General features: G+C 42.5%; 11 protein-coding genes. 5 read left to right on the plus strand and 6 right to left on the minus strand.

Annotated features, from left to right (window positions below):
- The first annotated feature begins 90 nt into the window (after nucleotides 1-90).
- The 5 genes from astE (at nucleotide 91) to MHN32_RS10440 (ending at nucleotide 8,832) form a co-directional block, all read left to right on the plus strand.
- Entirely contained in the window at nucleotides 91-1,125 is a 1,035-nt protein-coding gene (gene astE / locus MHN32_RS10420; protein WP_239421670.1) for a succinylglutamate desuccinylase, read from the plus strand.
- Nucleotides 1,126-1,476: 351 nt separating this feature from the next.
- The gene (locus tag MHN32_RS10425) at nucleotides 1,477-2,694 is read left to right on the plus strand and encodes a thiamine pyrophosphate-dependent dehydrogenase E1 component subunit alpha (protein ID WP_010372716.1); all 1,218 of its coding nucleotides are present in this window, start codon (nucleotides 1,477-1,479) and stop codon (nucleotides 2,692-2,694) included.
- Nucleotides 2,694-3,671 carry an alpha-ketoacid dehydrogenase subunit beta gene (locus MHN32_RS10430; RefSeq protein ID WP_010604720.1) on the plus strand — a complete coding sequence of 326 codons (978 nt, stop codon included), beginning with the start codon at nucleotides 2,694-2,696 and terminating at the stop codon, nucleotides 3,669-3,671. The genes MHN32_RS10425 and MHN32_RS10430 overlap by 1 nt, the downstream gene beginning before the upstream one ends.
- A gap of 9 nt (nucleotides 3,672-3,680) precedes the next feature.
- Complete coding sequence (locus tag MHN32_RS10435) at nucleotides 3,681-5,252, plus strand: dihydrolipoyllysine-residue acetyltransferase (RefSeq protein WP_239421671.1); 1,572 nt, start codon at nucleotides 3,681-3,683, stop codon at nucleotides 5,250-5,252.
- Nucleotides 5,253-5,901: 649 nt separating this feature from the next.
- A complete protein-coding gene (locus MHN32_RS10440; RefSeq protein WP_235367445.1) occupies nucleotides 5,902-8,832 on the plus strand; it encodes a TonB-dependent receptor in 2,931 nt (976 codons plus the stop codon).
- Nucleotides 8,833-9,295: 463 nt separating this feature from the next.
- Here the strand turns inward: MHN32_RS10440 and MHN32_RS10445 are convergent, their stop codons facing one another.
- The 6 genes from MHN32_RS10445 to MHN32_RS10470 all read right to left on the minus strand — a co-directional run bounded on the left by MHN32_RS10445 (nucleotide 9,296) and on the right by MHN32_RS10470 (nucleotide 16,482).
- Nucleotides 9,296-9,544 (minus strand): hypothetical protein, encoded by a 249-nt coding sequence (locus MHN32_RS10445; protein WP_010604723.1) that lies wholly within the window; start codon nucleotides 9,542-9,544, stop codon nucleotides 9,296-9,298.
- A 12-nt stretch (nucleotides 9,545-9,556) separates the two neighbouring features.
- On the minus strand, nucleotides 9,557-10,381 hold the full coding sequence (locus tag MHN32_RS10450) for a CsiV family protein (protein WP_239421672.1): 825 nt from the start codon (nucleotides 10,379-10,381) through the stop codon (nucleotides 9,557-9,559).
- Nucleotides 10,378-13,851 carry a transcription-repair coupling factor gene (gene mfd, locus MHN32_RS10455; protein ID WP_239421673.1) on the minus strand — a complete coding sequence of 1,158 codons (3,474 nt, stop codon included), beginning with the start codon at nucleotides 13,849-13,851 and terminating at the stop codon, nucleotides 10,378-10,380. The genes MHN32_RS10450 and mfd overlap by 4 nt, the downstream gene beginning before the upstream one ends.
- Before the next feature lie 16 nt (nucleotides 13,852-13,867).
- Nucleotides 13,868-14,758, minus strand: coding sequence for a carbon-nitrogen hydrolase (locus MHN32_RS10460; protein ID WP_010604726.1), 891 nt, complete (start codon nucleotides 14,756-14,758; stop codon nucleotides 13,868-13,870).
- A 5-nt stretch (nucleotides 14,759-14,763) separates the two neighbouring features.
- Nucleotides 14,764-15,801, minus strand: a complete 1,038-nt coding sequence (locus MHN32_RS10465; protein WP_239421674.1) for an agmatine deiminase family protein — start codon at nucleotides 15,799-15,801, stop codon at nucleotides 14,764-14,766.
- A gap of 114 nt (nucleotides 15,802-15,915) precedes the next feature.
- Nucleotides 15,916-16,482: a PilZ domain-containing protein gene (locus tag MHN32_RS10470; RefSeq protein ID WP_239421675.1), complete on the minus strand. Its 567-nt coding sequence runs from the start codon at nucleotides 16,480-16,482 to the stop codon at nucleotides 15,916-15,918.
- Nucleotides 16,483-16,534: the final 52 nt, after the last annotated feature.

Here is a 16,534-nt window from a genome sequence, read left to right on the forward strand (position 1 = left end):
TTAGCCTTGTTATCGACAAGATTTTCTCGCCTCAAAATAGATCACTTAATTAAGATAATTGGTATTACTCAACAACATCAATTTGGAATTATGACGTACTTAGCAGAATTAAAACAAAGCGGTGACTTTCTTACTATCACAAGAAATAACGAATTTACACTGGAACCCGTGAACTTCACTTTAGACAACGGTACTTTGGTGGAAGTCCATGATACTGGTGTGATCCAGTTTACGCCTGTAGGTGAAACAACGAAAGATATTGTGCTATCGAGCGCTGTGCACGGCAATGAAACCGCGCCAATTGAGATATGTGATGAGCTTATCCAACATATTATTACTGGCAGACTAGCGTTGGCACAACGGGTGTTATTTATTTTTGGCAACCCGAAATCCATTAATATTGGGCAGCGTTTTGTCGATGAAAATCTAAACCGCCTATTTAACGGCGCACATAATCAAGAATCAGATAATCCAGAAAAGGTCCGAGCGCAAAAACTAGAAGGTTATGTTAGGGCTTTCTTTGAACAGGGAAGCGGTGAGCGCTATCGATGTCATTACGACCTTCACACTGCTATTCGAGGATCTAAAAACGAAAAGTTTGCAGTCTATCCATTTTTACATGGTAAGCCGTGGAAGAAATCGCAGCTGCAATTTTTATTGTCATGCGGTGTCAACACTGTATTAATGATGCGCTCGGCTGCTACGACATTTAGTTATTTTTCTTCTTATCAGTTTGGGGCCGACGCTTTTACTATCGAACTTGGACAGGTTAAGCCATTTGGTGAGAATAACATGGCAAGCTTTGCAAAAACCAAAGAAACGCTAAAAGCATTAATTAGCCAAGAAAAAGTAGAATATAAAGAATTTAATGCAGATGAGTTCGAGCTGTTTAAGGTTCATCGTACAATCAATCGTACTCAAGCCGAATTTTCTTTTCCATTCGCTGATTCTGCTGAGAATTTTACAGGCTTTTCGAAAGGTGAATTACTAGCGACGGACGGAGATAAGCAATATTTCGCTGAAGTTGAGGGGGAAGCTATTATCTTCCCAAATGCCAATGTTGCTTTGGGGCAACGTGCATTACTAACGGTTATCCCGTTAGAGGTTGATGGAAACTTTATATAAATCATAGATGTAAAATTCTACTTGCCTTCGTATCAAAATCTTTCCAAAAACATTGATGCATTTTCACGGTTATTCATCTAGGATTAGTTGAATAACCGTTTACGTTAACGTAAAGTTGAAACGCTTTAATTTAATTTACTTACTTAAATCGCAAATATTATTCAGTCTTTGATAAGTTGTTAGACCAGTTATTCATACTAACCACGAATGTGATCAAGACCAATTAACACAATCATAAATGCGAGGTGAGTTAAGACTCTTTTCGTCTTACGCAATCTGAAGCCAGATCTCGTATGAGAAAGTCGGGTTTGAACTCCGTAAGTTTGTTATGACAACAAGAGAAGGTAGGTTATGACTAACCCCAATAATATATCCTTAAATATCAGCCACGCGCTGGAATTTATAGATGGTCATGCACTCAATATCCCTACATTAAAGATTTTAAGTGACCAAGGCGATGTTTTAGACGGTGCAACAGCACCAGATATTGATAAAGAAACGGCATTAAGAATTTACTCAACAATGCGGTTTATCCGTTTACTTGACGAGCGTATGCAAGGGGCTCAGCGTCAAGGACGTATTAGCTTCTACATGCAATGTCTTGGCGAAGAAGCCGCTGTTACGGCAAGTGCTGCAGCGCTTAAAGAAGATGACATGATCATGGCTCAGTACCGAGAGCAAGCCGCAATTCACTATCGTGGTTTTTCGCTTGAGCAGTTCATGAATCAGCTATTCTCGAATGAGAAGGACTTAGGCAAGGGCCGTCAAATGCCTGTGCATTATGGTTCTAAAGAATTACATTACTTGACTATTTCGTCGCCGCTAGGAACGCAAATTCCTCAAGCAACGGGCTATGCATACGGCCAAAAGCTAAAACACATTGATAAAGAAACTGGCGAGCTAACGTCTGAAATTGACAACGTCACGATTTGCTATTTTGGCGAAGGTGCTGCGTCAGAAGGTGATTTCCACGCTGGACTAAACATGGCCGCGGTGCATGGTTCACCGGTCATCTTTTATGCACGTAATAATGGCTATGCGATTTCAACACCTGCGGATGAACAGTTCAAAGGTGATGGTATTGCCGCTCGCGGTGTGGGCTATGGTATTAAGACCATCCGTGTGGATGGTGCTGATGCGCTTGCCGTTTACGCCGCAACACAAGCCGCGCGTAAAATCGCAGTTGAAAACGGTGAGCCTGTGATGATTGAGTCTATCGCATATCGTTTGGGTGCACATTCAACATCTGATGATCCGTCTGGTTACCGTACTAAAGACGAAGAAGCTGAATTTAAAAATAGTTGCCCAGTAAATCGATTTAAGCAATGGCTTCTAAAACAAGGTTGGCTGGATGAAGCCCAAGATGATGCGGAAAAAGAGAAAATCCGTGAAGATATCTTGGCTGCATTGAAGGTTGCAGAAAAAGTACAGAAGCCTGCATTAGAAGATCTGGTCTCAGATGTTTATGACACGCCAATTCCATCGCTGCAGAAACAATATGATGAATTGAAAGCGCATATTAAAGCTTATCCAGACGCATACCCAGTCACAGCAGGGAGAATTAAATAATGGCTAAAATGAACATGCTACACGCCATTAATTCGGCGCTAGATATCACGATGGCGGAGCATCCACAGGCCTGTATTTTTGGTGAAGACGTCGGCTACTTTGGAGGTGTATTCCGAGCAACTTCAGGCCTTCAAGAAAAATATGGTAAACACCGTGTTTTTAATACGCCATTGACCGAGCAAGGTATTTTGGGTTTTGCCAATGGTCTTGCAGCGTTTGGTGCTCCTGCGCTTGCTGAAATTCAATTTGCGGATTATATCTTCCCGGCATTTGACCAAATCGTGAACGAGTCGGCCAAGTTCCGTTATCGCTCAGGTAATGAGTTTGATGTGGGTAACTTAACAATTCGTACGCCATACGGTGGCGGTATTGCAGGTGGTCTATATCATTCACAATCACCAGAAGCTTACTTTGCACATACACCTGGTCTTAAAATTGTAGTACCGCGTAACCCGTATCAAGCAAAAGGCCTACTGCGTGCTGCCATTAAAGATGATAACCCGGTTATTTTCTTTGAACCTAAGCGCTTATATCGCGCTTCTGTTGGTGAAGTGCCAGAAGAAGATTACAGCATTGAGCTTGGTAAAGCTGAAGTAATTAAAGAAGGTACTGACATAACGCTATTGGCTTGGGGCGCGCAGATGGAAATCATCGAACAAGCGGCACAAAAAGCTGAAGAAGCGGGTATTAGCTGTGAAATAATCGACTTAAGAAGTATTCTTCCTTGGGATATGGATACGGTAGCCAAGTCAGTGGTTAAAACGGGTCGTTTGGTCGTGAGCCACGAAGCGCCAATCACAAATGGTTTTGGTGCTGAGATCGCAGCAACCATACAAAAAGAGTGTTTCCTGCATTTAGAATCTCCAATTGAGCGAGTTTGTGGATTAGATACGCCATACCCTCTAGCACTTGAAAAAGAGTATGTGCCAGATGCACTGAAAGTGTTCGCCGCTATCAAACGTTCTATGGAATTTTAAGGATAAGTTATGGCTAAAGAATTTATCTTACCAGATATTGGTGAAGGCATCGTAGAGTGCGAAATCGTCGAGTGGTTGGTGGCTGTTGGTGACGAAGTAAAAGAAGATCAACCTATTTGTGACGTAATGACGGATAAGGCACTAGTGCAGATCCCTGCGGTACATGACGGTGTGATCATTAAGCTGCATTACGAAAAAGGTGAAATTGCAAAGGTGCATGAGCCTTTGTTTGCAATGGATGTTGCCGGCGAGCAAGCTGCTCAGCCGGAGCAATCGGCACCTCAGTCCTCGCCAACTACTTCAACAAGTGCTGTACTTGAAGACTTTATCTTACCTGATATTGGTGAAGGCATTGTTGAGTGCGAAATCGTTGAATGGCTTGTTGCTGAAGGCGATGAAATCAAAGAAGATCAGGCCGTTTGTGATGTAATGACTGACAAGGCGCTAGTGCAAATTCCAGCCAAGTACGATGGTATTGTTGAAAAACTCTATTATCAAAAAGGTGAAATAGCACAGGTGCATAGTCCGCTATTTCAAATGAAGTTGGCGTCATCTCACGCCGGAAAATCAGACGATCCAATCGCTGATGTCCACAAGCCTAAAGAAAGTACAGTACAAGCTGCTACTGCAAACGATGAGGCTACGCGTAGTTTACCGAAAAATGGTAAAGCGATTGCCTCTCCGGCAGTACGCCGCAAGGCGCGCGAAGTTGGTGTTGACCTCTCTGAAGTACCAGGCTCTGGTAAAAATGGTCGTGTGTATAAAGAGGACATCGAACATTTCCTTGAGCACGGTGTAAGTGGTGCTTCGACCACGAATGAAGCTAACACAACGATACAGTCTCAAACACAAAAGCCGGCTCCTACCTCAGAAGGTGGTAAAAGAGTTGAGCCTCTACGTGGTATGAAAGCGGCGATGGCCAAACAGATGGTGGCCTCTGTTTCGACGATCCCACATTTCACTTACTGTGACGAGATTGACTTAACCGATTTAATTGCACTTCGTGGTGCTTTGAAAGAGCAATATGCCAAACAAGGCGTGAAGCTGACGATGATGCCATTTTTTATCAAGGCGTTGTCACTTGCAATCAACGAATTCCCAATTTTGAATGCAAAAGTAAATGATGACTGTACGGAAATCACTTATTTTGATGACCACAATATTGGTATGGCGGTGGACAGCAAGCTCGGTCTTCTTGTACCAAATATTAAATCTTGCCAAAGCAAATCGATTGTAGAAGTTGCCCAGTCTGTTACTGAGCTGACAGAAGCGGCGAGAGAAGGGCGTGTATCTCCTGATTCACTGAAAGGCGGTACTATCTCAATCTCAAATATAGGGGCGATTGGTGGCACGGTTGCTACACCGATTATTAATAAACCAGAAGTTGCTATCGTCGCGCTTGGCAAAGTGCAGCAGTTACCACGCTTCGATGCACAAGGTAATGTAGTTGCGCGCTCTATCATGCAAGTAAGTTGGTCTGGCGACCATCGTATTATTGATGGTGGCACGATCGCACGTTTCAATAATTTATGGAAAACCTTCCTAGAGGAACCGGCTAAAATGATGATGGCAATGCGCTAGTCCTTGTTTTTGCTAGTTTCTACTTGTTGTAAAGGGCCTTTACGGCCCTTTTTTATTTCCCGCCATATATATATGTAAACCACCGTGAAAGCAAACTTGTAATACCTGTTTGCTTAATTTAGAGAGCTATTCTGAAGCAAGAAAGCCTTTTCGATAACACTGCTACGTCACCAGCTATCGTCAAAGTATCTACATTCATGTAGGCAAAAAACTCTATTCTAAGTAGGAAGTTCTTAACGGATTTAGCGTCAGATTCGTTCCTTCAAATTGAGCGAAAGTTTATTAGATATTATCTGCATTTCTACATTCTAACTCTTTGTATATAAAAGATAATTTGAATATAGCTTAAGAAGCAACTGCTAATTATTTTGCAAAAAAATATTAAAAAGATCCCATTACAATAATTGTACTTCGTATTTATTTCTTTACGATTACTAGAGTGGGTGGGATGACTAAAATGGTATTTTTTCAACTAATTAACAATGGATGCGGGTTAGCTCTGTGTAGTAAAAGTGTAAAAATAAATTTGTACACTTTTTGGGGATAATGGAAATTGCGTTTGGTTGTATTTGCTTTTTTTTAAATTAAGTTAATCTGATCGCGAGACTAATTTTGTCTCAAAGAAAAAGTATAATTAGGGAAAGTCTATATGAAAAAAAGCAAACTGAGTAAAGCTATTCACTCTGCATTAGCCATCTCATTGACAGGTATCATTGCATCAACAGCGATTGCAGAAGAAGTTGCTTCAGATGAATCACTTGATAAAGTTGAAAAGATTCAGATTACAGGTTCACGTATTGCCCGTTTTGAGTTGAGTCAACCAGCGCCCATTATTTCAATAACTGGTGAGGAAATTGAACAAGCGGGTATTCCAGACCTAGCTTCTGTACTTGCAGAATTACCTGCGATTGGTGCGACCGGAACAATTCGAGCCAACTCAAATAGTAACGGTTCTGCAGGTATGAGTACTGTAGATTTGAGAAGGCTTGGAGTAGATAGAACCCTTGTGCTCGTTAATGGTAAGAGACATGTTTCGGGTGAAGCCGGTTCTTCTACAGTTGACCTATCGACTATACCTTCCGCATTGATTAAAACAGTTGAAGTGACAACTGGTGGTGCGTCAGCAGTTTATGGCTCTGATGCGGTATCAGGTGTTGTTAACATTATCTTGAAGAAAGATTTTGAAGGTCTAGAGCTAAGCGCTAGTTACAGCGACTCAACAGAGGGCGTGGGCAGTAAAAATAGCGCATATAGTTTAGTTGGTGGTGTGAATTCAGAGGACGGCAAAGGGAATGTAACCTTTTTCGTAACAAAAGACACCATAGAAGAAGTTATGACAAAAGATATGCCAAACTTCAATCTTGGTGGTCATATGCCAAATCCTGAAAATACTGGTGAAGATGACGGGATCTTTGATGAGCTTTGGGTTCCAAACGTTGTGTCGGAGTATGTTAGCCCTAATGGTGTATTGAGAGGTGGCGGTATTAACTACACATTCTCGAATGACGGCATTGGTGAGTTCATGCCAACTCGAGGGTTATTCGCCAATAGTGCGTTTGCAAGCTTCCCTGATGGTTGTAAATATTGTTTCTCTCCTGAAGACTATGTGAACTATCTTCCTCAGCGTGACAAAGTTTCAACAGGGGCGTTGTTTAACTATGCCTTTAACGATAATGTAGAGCTTTATGGTGATTTCAAGTACGTTCGCTCTGATATCGCTCAACAATTCCAGCCAAGTTTTCGATTTGGCCAAAATAGAATCAAAGTGGCAGATAACCCTTACTTATCTGCTGCAGATAAGAAAGTATTTGCAGATCGTGGACTAGAAGAAGTTCAAATTAATAAATTTCTAGACGAAATTGGTAACCGTTCGGCTAAAAACAAACGAGAAACGTTTACGCTTATGTCTGGGTTACGTGGTGCCTTTACTCTGAGTGACACAATATTTGATTACGATGTGTATTACTCATACGGCCGCACTGAAAATGACCGAATTACTGAAAATGATTTAATTTTGGGGAATTGGGCGGCAGCAATCGATGCGGTGATCGATCCGAATACGGGTAAAGCAGACTGCCGTAGCAATGTTTCTGAAGCTCAGCCGGAAGGTTACCAGAGTCCTGAGACAGTAAATATTGGCGGATGTGTACCTTACAATCCATTTGGATTTGGCCAAGCCTCAGCTGAAGCTATGGATTGGATCACAGCCGATGTTACCAGAAGCGATGCTGTGAAACAGCGTTTCGTGGGAGGCTCTGCATCGTTCGATACCGCTGAGTTTTTTGAATTACAAGGTGGTGCAGTTGGATTTGCGTTTGGTTATGAGAAGCGTTGGGAGTCGTCAGAGACTATCACCGATGAATTAACTCGTTCAAATGTATTATCAAATTCTGCTACACCAAATGTATATGGCGAGTATGATGTATCAGAATGGTTCGTCGAGACACGCCTACCAATTTTGGCTGATGTATTTTTAGCACATGAACTTTCTGTTGATGCAGCGTTCAGAAGAGCTGATTACTCACATACCGGTGAAGCTGATGCTTGGAAAGTTGGTTTTATGTGGTCTCCATTAGAAGGCTATAGCTTACGTGGTACTTTCGGCGAAGCGGTTAGAGCACCAAACATTGCAGAGTCGTTCTCTCCAAGATCACCAGGTTTTGGTCGAGTTACCGATCCATGTGACGTCGATAATATTTCCGATAACCCAAACCGTGTCAAGAACTGTGCGGCATTAGGGATCCCGGCTAATTTCCAAGCTGAAGATAATGTATCAAAAGAGACGCTTACAGGCGGTAACCCAAATCTCAACCCAGAAGAAGCTGAGTCGTTAACTTTAGGCTTTGTATTCACGCCAATTGAGGGGCTGTCGGCGAGTATTGATTACTTTGATATTGAGATCACAGACGCAATTCAATCGCTAACAATACAAACCGTAGCGGATAACTGTGTAGATGGTCCTGATCTAGATACTGTCTTCTGCGGACAAGTAACTCGCGATCCGGCTACTATGTCAATTACGCGTGTTGAGTCTGGTTACTTAAATACAGCTAAACTAAAAGTTAAAGGTGTTGAAGCTGATATTCATTATAATACAGATCTGACATCTATTGGACTTCCTGGTGATCTGAAATTAAAGTGGTTTGTTAGTCATTTGATCGAAAGAAATACATTCCAATTCCAAAACCGCCCTGAGCTTGTAAAGCGCGAACATGGCGAGCTTGGTGATCCAGAATGGCAAAGCACGTTCAGAGCAACTTATGCTCAAGATAACTGGTCTGCAACATGGTATGCAAGATTTATTGATCGCTCAGCTTTGATTGATTTAGAAGATACACTGACTGAGTCTGGAGAAGAAAGAGGTGAGTCGAAAGAAGACCAGGAGCATTCATATACTGGTAGCTTTATAACGCATGACATTTCTGCTAAGTATCGCTTCGACAAAGCTTCAGTAGAGGTTGGGTTTAGAAACGTATTCGACAAAATTCTACCAGATTACGTAGATGGCCGAGGTGCAAACTCTTCACTCTATGATCCTTGGGGTCGTAAAGTGTTTGTGAATTTGAAATATAATTTCTAATCTAAATACGAGAAAAGAGTACTCAAAGTAGTACTCTTTTTTTCATAAACTTTCACTTATACCAATTTGCTTAATTAAGTGATATTTGCCGATAATACCACTGATACATCCAACTACTCTCCAAGGTACCTACATCCATCTAGGGAAGCCAAAAGCTTTTCTATTTAGTTGTTCTAAATAAGAAGTTCTTAACGCAGTTAGCTTCAGATTCGCTCCTACAGATTGAGTAAGTATTAAGACAAATCGTTATTAAACTTGCCTACATGTGTGCTCTTTATTCCACTTTACTCTGGTGGTTTTGTTGCGAAGCGAATTTGAAGGAATACCTTTCGCTTTTCCTAAATTGTGATTTTGATTAGTACTATATGAAATTTACACGATTTTTTAGGTTTAGCTTAAGTTGTTTCTCGGAACTCAACACTAGAGTGCTCTATCACATAAACGATAAAGCACTGAGTTGTGGTTAGTTTAACCCTTTCTTTGAATAAAGGGTGACTTTGTCAGAAAGTAGCGTTACTTTAATATGCTTGTCTTCGCTTCCCCAAATACAATTGGTATGTAGTGTTTTCTCTTCACAGTTATCAGCAGAGCCAAGAATACTCTCAACTTCAGCTTTGTCCATGCCCACTTCTATTTTGTTGTAGTTTTCTAAACTTACTTTAGAACAGCCGACTAGGGTAAGTAGCGCAGCAGCAGTTAGTAATTTTTTCATAGGGTTGCCCGTCTAATGTTTGTATTTTCTTATTTGAAAGATGACCCCAAGTTTAGGGTGATCTAAGTAATGTATGTCGCCGCTATACACGCGTGTATATTGGGACATACGAGCAGTACGAATGTCGTTGCCGTCTTCGTACTTTAAATCTAAATCCGTGGTCACGTAAAGGTAGTGTCTCACGTGAATTTTAATCAAGCCTTCAAGTTGCCAATGCACTTGCTCTTTTGATTCTTGAATATTAAAGCGCTTCGATAGTGACGAAAACTGATCGTCATTTTCAGTTACGCTATAACTGGATGGTGGCGCAAACTGTTTGCCAGCAATAATTTCGATGTTGGGAGCACGCTTGTTACTTTGTTCAGGGAATCGCCAACCAGTGTGCAACAGTGGCTTGAGTCCTTTACGTTTTAACTCGGCAATTTTGTTAGAAAAATTAAACTGTGACTCATTCAATAAATAAATTGAGTCCATATGTTCTTGTGGCTCAACTTGCGGTGAAAGAGGCAAAGTGTCGAATTTTTCAACATAGTTTGCATCTGGATCGCAAGAGCTGGAGTGCGCGCCCGACGTTAATCCTCGAATAAAATCTTGCTCAGCAAACTGCTCACTGCCTTCCAAGCATAGTTTATAGCCGGTGGTATTAAAACCGTCGAATAATAGTGACTTGATGGTTTTTTTATTGAGCGGTTCAGGTTCAATACTAAAGTCTTCTCGCAAAGAGAAACTAGGCTCTTGCTCAAATGCTATCATTTCTACTTCAAACCAACGGGTGGCATGTGCAGACGCGCTACTTACCAAAGCCGCTAGGATGGCCAGACTTTTTATTGTTTTCATGCTACAGCCTTTTTCTCAAAGTCATCAATCATCGCATTAACCAGTTTTAATCTCTCTTGGCCATTTTTTTCTTCGATCAGGAACTTCAGTTTATTCGCGCCTTCCATTCTATAGGTTGACGGGCTACTTTGTATCAATCCTATGATGAATGTTGGGTTAACTTTTGTATGACTACTGAACTCAAAGAAGCCACCTTTGGGGTTTGCTTCGACCTTGTTAATGCCCAATTGAGTTGCCTTTAGCTTAACAGACTGCACCGCAAAAAGGTTTTTCGCCGCATCTGGAAGCAGTCCAAAACGGTCGATTAATTCGATTTGCAGCTCATCAAGTTCCGCCAGCGACTTAGTGCTTGCGATGCGTTTATACATGCTAAGACGAATATTTACATCATGAATGTAATCGTCCGGTAGCAGTGCTGGGAACTTAAGATCAACCTCACTTTGCTGCTGAAGTAGGTTATCGAGTGTTGGCTCTTTGCCATTTTTTAAGGCTTCAACTGCTTGTTCTAGCATTTCCATATACAGCGTGAAGCCAACGGTTTGAATTTGACCGCTTTGGTCATCTCCCAGTAGCTCACCCGCACCACGGATCTCTAAATCGTGGGTGGCAAGGGCAAAGCCCGCGCCTAAGTCTTCGAGTTGTTCTATGGCTTGTAAGCGCTTGACCGCGTCTTTAGTTAAGGCTTGGCTATTCTTCGTGAGCAGGTATGCGTATGCTTGGTGATGGCTTCGTCCTACACGGCCGCGAAGCTGATGTAATTGTGCCAATCCGAGTTTATCGGCCCTATCCATAATGATGGTATTAGCAGAGGGTATATCGATACCGGTTTCAATAATGGTTGTACATACAAGCACGTTATACTTTTGGTGATAGAATTCACCCATCAAGTGCTCAAGTTCTTTTTCACGCATTTGCCCGTGGGCAGTAGTAACGTTAGCGTCTGGCACGAGTGCCGAGATATCAGCGGTGACCTTATCTATCGTCTCGACGTTATTGTGGAGGAAGTAAACCTGTCCACCGCGCTTTATTTCACGCAGAATTGCTTCGCGAATAAGCTCGTCGTTGCGCTCTCGCACAAAGGTCTTTACTGCTAATCGTTTGGCTGGCGGTGTCGCGATAATAGAGAGATCACGCATACCACTCATGGCCATATTCAGTGTACGCGGAATTGGGGTAGCGGTAAGGGTAAGAATGTCGACATCCGCTCTAAGCTGCTTAATCTTTTCTTTTTGCCTCACACCAAAGCGGTGTTCTTCGTCAACAATCAACAAACCCAAATCGGCGAACTTGATGTTTTCTTGAATAAGCTTATGGGTGCCTATTACAATATCAATTTTGCCTTCTTCAAGTTTTTGTAACGTCTCTTTTTGTTCTTTCGCTGAGTTAAAGCGCGAAAGCACACCGACTTCAACAGGCAGATCGGCAAAACGGTCTTTAAAGTTCTCGAAGTGTTGTTGGGCAAGGAGCGTAGTTGGTACTAAGACTGCCACTTGTTTGCTATCGTTGACGGCAACAAATGCAGCACGCATGGCCACTTCGGTTTTACCAAAGCCAACATCACCACAAACGAGTCTATCCATTGCTAGGCTTGATTGCATGTCTGCAAGTACGGCTGTGATTGCATTGCGTTGATCGTCTGTTTCTTCAAATGGGAAGCTATCAGAAAAGTCTCGATAGGCACTCGCATCTAGCTTAAATGCATAACCCGGTTTACTTTGCCGCTTTGCGTATATGTCTAGGAGTTCAGCTGCAACATCTCTGACTTTTTCAGCCGCTTTACGTTTTGCTTTTTCCCAGGCGTCATTACCCAGTTTATGAAGTGGTGCAGAAGCTTCTTCACCTCCAGAGTAACGACTGAGCATATGAAGTGAAGAGACTGGCACATAAAGTTTAGCGTCATTGGCATAGATGATAGTCACAAACTCGGTAGCAATACCCGCAGCATCTATGGTTTCCAGCCCTAAATAGCGGCCTACACCATGATCTAAATGAACAATAGGTTGACCTTCTTTTAACTCAGCGAGGTTTCGGATCAGCGCATCTTGCCCTTGTTCGTATTTATGTTTTCGACGGCGCTTTTGGGAGATCTTAACACCTAATAGCTCTTGTTCGGTGATGATAGACAGCGATTTTTTATCCAGTAGTTTCACACTGGTCGCAAGTGGAGTGACGACCACACCAACATCTGAGTCGCTAGAGACAAACTCTGCAATGCGTTTATAAGGCTTAAGCTTTAGTCCTGTCGGCTTTAATAGGGTAAGCAGTGACTCTCGTCGGCCCTCTGATTCAACACTGAATAATACCCGAGACTTTTGCTTTTTCTCAGCAGCGATGTAATCGAGGATTTTTTGATATGGATTAGCGTGTTTATGCTCAATGCGGACATCGTCGATTAATTCCGCTGCGACATTGTTATTGCCCGCTTTGGTTCCTAGCATCGCTTGACTAAGCTTTATTCGAGAGAAGCCGTTAAGGCCTTCAAACAAGGTCTCTATTGGCTGATATAGCTTGGCTGGTGAAAGTAGAGGGCGAAGTGGGTCAACCCGGCGGCTTTCGTAGCGTTTAGATACGTCTTGCCAAAAGGTTTGCGCTGCAGATTCAATGTCGCCAAAAGGCATAAATACGGTATCTTCAGGCAAATAGTCAAACACCGTCGCTAACGAATCAAAAAAGAGCGGCAAATAGTACTCTATACCCGCAGGCCAGTTTCCTTTACTAACCTGCATATAGATGCTGTCTTTTTCACTACTTGCGCCAAACGCTTCGCGGTAATTAATTCTAAAGCGTTCAATGTCTTCTGCATTGGTTGGGAATTCGTGCGCCGGTAATAAATCGATAGCATCAATCTCATCATTTGAGCGTTGGCTTTCGATATCAAAATGACGAATTGAGTCTAACTCATCATCAAAGAAATCTAGTCTAAAGGGGAGTGGGCTACCCATGGGGTATAAATCGATAATGGAGCCTCGAACAGCAAACTCACCATGTTCCATTACCTGCTGAACATGACGATAACCCGCTTGAGTTAAGGTATCACGCAAGCTTTGTGCGTCTACTGTGTCACCTTTTTTTACCTGAAGACTCATGCCGTGGATAAAGCTAGGTGGTGCGGTACGTAGCATAAGGGTTGAAACAGGAATGATGAGTACGGATTGCTTTTCCTGTTTGAGTGTATTTAGCGTCGCAAGACGCTGAGAAATAATATCTTGATGTGGTGAAAAGTGATCATAGGGTAATGTTTCCCAGTCAGGAAACATCATGACTAGCGTATCTTTTAAAAGATACGCTAGTTCATGCTCAAGGCGAAGTGCAGAGGGGGTGTCGGGGGTGACGAGTACAACTAAGTTGTCATGTTGTTGGATGTGCTCACTCAAACACAGTGATAAGCTACTGCCAACCAAATTACCCCACGAAATTTTATCCTTGTTTGATTTTACCCAAGGTAAATTGTTCCATTGCACATTCGCCATTGATTACTCCTATTTATTAATCGCGATAAATTTTGCAAAGATCCTGATAGTGATCGATTCGTCTGTCTCTTAAATACGGCCAGATGCGACGAACGGATTCACTGCGTGCAAGATCAACATCAACAACCGAGATTTCCTCAGCTTCTTCAGATGCATGCAATAACATTTCACCTTGCGGACCGGTAACAAAAGAATTGCCCCAGAATTGAATACCTTCACTTTGACCCGAAGGATCTGATTCATGGCCAACACGGTTAACGCTAATCACAGGTACTCCGTTAGAAACTGCATGTGCACGCTGCGCAATTATCCAAGCATCTCGTTGACGGATTTGCTCTGCTTTGTCATCGCGAGGATCCCAGCCAATTGCCGTTGGGTAAATTAAAAACTCAGCGCCTGCCATCGCCATCAGACGCGCACCTTCTGGGAACCATTGATCCCAACACACCAGTACGCCTAATTTGCCAACAGAAGTCTGAATTGGAGTAAAGCCCATGTCGCCAGGGGTGAAGTAAAACTTTTCATAAAAACCTGGGTCATCGGGAATGTGCATTTTACGGTATTTGCCGGCAATCGTACCGTCAGACTCAAGTACAACAGCGGTGTTGTGATAAAGCCCTGTTGCACGCTTTTCAAATAACGACGCAACGATGACAACATTAAGCTCTTTTGCAAGTGCGCCTAGTGAGTCTGTGCTTGGGCCTGGAATGGTTTCCGCTAAGTCGAAGAGAGCGGTGTCTTCAGTCTGGCAAAAATACAAGCTGCGGTGCAATTCTTGTAGCACGATAAGCTTAGCACCCTGACTAGCGGCTTTTCGGATACCGTCACAGGTTTTCGCAAAGTTATTTACGAGATCTGTAGAGTTACTATGTTGAACAATACCAACTTTGATGTTTTTTTCAGTCATGGTACTTACCTTAAAAAACCTTTTGGTAACTGCATCGTAATACAGTGCAGGCTACCGAATTGATGGATGATTGGTAGGCAGTTAACGCCAATTACCGTTCTTTCTGGGTGGGCAAGAGAGACTTTGTCTAGCGCTTCTTGATCTTTGTCATCGCCATAGATAGGTACTAACACCGTTTTATTCAAGATCAGATAGTTTGCATAGGTGGCAGGTAATCTCTCACCCTCATTATCAAACTTAGCACTAGGCCAAGGTAAACTAATCAAACGGTATGGAGCGCCATTTGGGGTGCGGAATGTGCGTAGCTGCTGTTCCATTTTATTGAGGGCATCATAGTGCTCGTCTAATTTGTCATCGCACTTAACATATACCAAGGTGTTATCCGGTGCAAAACGCACTAAAGTGTCGATATGACTGTCAGTATCATCACCGGCTAAGTATCCATGATCTACCCACAAGAATGACTCAGCACCCAATTCTTTTTGCAACAATAGTTCTAATTCGGTTTTACTTAGATGTGGATTGCGATTTGGGTTCAACAGACACTCTGAAGTGGTCAATAAGACATTGGACTCGTTAATCTCAATACCGCCGCCTTCAAGTACCACGTTGACCTGTTCAAAGGTACAGTTTGGGTTGAGGACCTGTTTGGCAAGCTGCTGATTGATCTTATTGTCTAAATCCGCAGCAAACTTGTTACCCCAACCTGTAAAGGTGAAATCTTTGATACATAGATTTCCTGTACTTGTTTGCGTCGTAAGTGGACCGTGGTCACGGGCCCATGTGTCATTACAAGGCGTAACAACAAAGTGACACTTAGCTAAGCTAACCTCAGCTGTGCTGAGTAAGTTTTCGATATGCTGTTTTAGCGCTTCATTATGCGCCACGATAACGACTTCTTGAACTTGGGTAATATGTTGGCAAAGTGCAACGTACACAGGTTCAACGTCACTGAGAATGTCGCTCCAATCGGTATCAGAATGCGGCCAAGTAAGCATGATTGCATCTTGTGGTGCCCATTCTGGGAGTAAAGTAAAACTCATTAAATCATCACCATATAATAATAAGCCTATAGTTTATCATTAACCTCAGGTGTGTCAGTAAGTTTTATGAAGATAATTGAGCATTTAAAGAAGGCACCTAATGCGTTAAATGCCTTATAGGTCTTTTTGCTGCTTTAGCTTAAGTTGTCTGGTCTGGGCGTGTAAGCTCGCCCGTACGAGTAACTCTTGATCCGCTTCTCTAATAGCGGTAAAGGCGAGAGTGAATTTACCATCTTGCTTGGCAATGACTTCTGAGTAGCAAAAGATAGCACTGGCTTCATTGCGCAAAAATATTTTAGTTCGCAATGATTGTCCGACCTCATAATCTGCTTCTAACGTTGCGGTCAGGCCGCCACCGCCGTAGCTGTCACAAAATAGATGACTGTCGTCAGGTTCTTCAGTTGCGAGAATGTGGCTGATAATTAAATCAATCTTACGTGATTGCGCCTGCAAATAAGCTGCTAACTCATTGGCAATATCACCCAGATTACGAAGTGGTCGCAGGGCATTAAGATCTAACTCATTAATTTCGTTCGCGAGCTTAAATAGCGGCGGAATTGCAGCTTCTAATTGATATTCGTTCTCTGGAACCATATTGTCATCAACCGGATAGAGGTTGATCTGAACCTGTTCAGCTATCTGAAAATACTGTTCAAATAATTCCTGCAAATTCGCTTTCATGTTTTATCTCTTGGCATCGCGCCGCTTTACAACTGTCTCTATAGTAACGGTT

The organism is Pseudoalteromonas sp. Of11M-6 (assembly GCF_022347905.1).
In the GTDB taxonomy this organism is placed as follows: Bacteria; Pseudomonadota; Gammaproteobacteria; order Enterobacterales; family Alteromonadaceae; genus Pseudoalteromonas.

Excerpts from the sequence above, each read along its gene's own strand:
- MHN32_RS10465 (WP_239421674.1), bottom strand. The coding sequence starts at position 15,801 with ATGAGTTTTACTTTACTCCCAGAATGGGCACCACAAGATGCAATCATG.
- mfd (WP_239421673.1), bottom strand. The coding sequence starts at position 13,851 with ATGGCGAATGTGCAATGGAACAATTTACCTTGGGTAAAATCAAACAAG.
- MHN32_RS10430 (WP_010604720.1), top strand. The coding sequence starts at position 2,694 with ATGGCTAAAATGAACATGCTACACGCCATTAATTCGGCGCTAGATATC.
- MHN32_RS10425 (WP_010372716.1), top strand. The coding sequence starts at position 1,477 with ATGACTAACCCCAATAATATATCCTTAAATATCAGCCACGCGCTGGAA.
- MHN32_RS10470 (WP_239421675.1), bottom strand. The coding sequence starts at position 16,482 with ATGAAAGCGAATTTGCAGGAATTATTTGAACAGTATTTTCAGATAGCT.
- astE (WP_239421670.1), top strand. The coding sequence starts at position 91 with ATGACGTACTTAGCAGAATTAAAACAAAGCGGTGACTTTCTTACTATC.
- MHN32_RS10450 (WP_239421672.1), bottom strand. The coding sequence starts at position 10,381 with ATGAAAACAATAAAAAGTCTGGCCATCCTAGCGGCTTTGGTAAGTAGC.
- MHN32_RS10445 (WP_010604723.1), bottom strand. The coding sequence starts at position 9,544 with ATGAAAAAATTACTAACTGCTGCTGCGCTACTTACCCTAGTCGGCTGT.
- MHN32_RS10460 (WP_010604726.1), bottom strand. The coding sequence starts at position 14,758 with ATGACTGAAAAAAACATCAAAGTTGGTATTGTTCAACATAGTAACTCT.
- MHN32_RS10435 (WP_239421671.1), top strand. The coding sequence starts at position 3,681 with ATGGCTAAAGAATTTATCTTACCAGATATTGGTGAAGGCATCGTAGAG.
- MHN32_RS10440 (WP_235367445.1), top strand. The coding sequence starts at position 5,902 with ATGAAAAAAAGCAAACTGAGTAAAGCTATTCACTCTGCATTAGCCATC.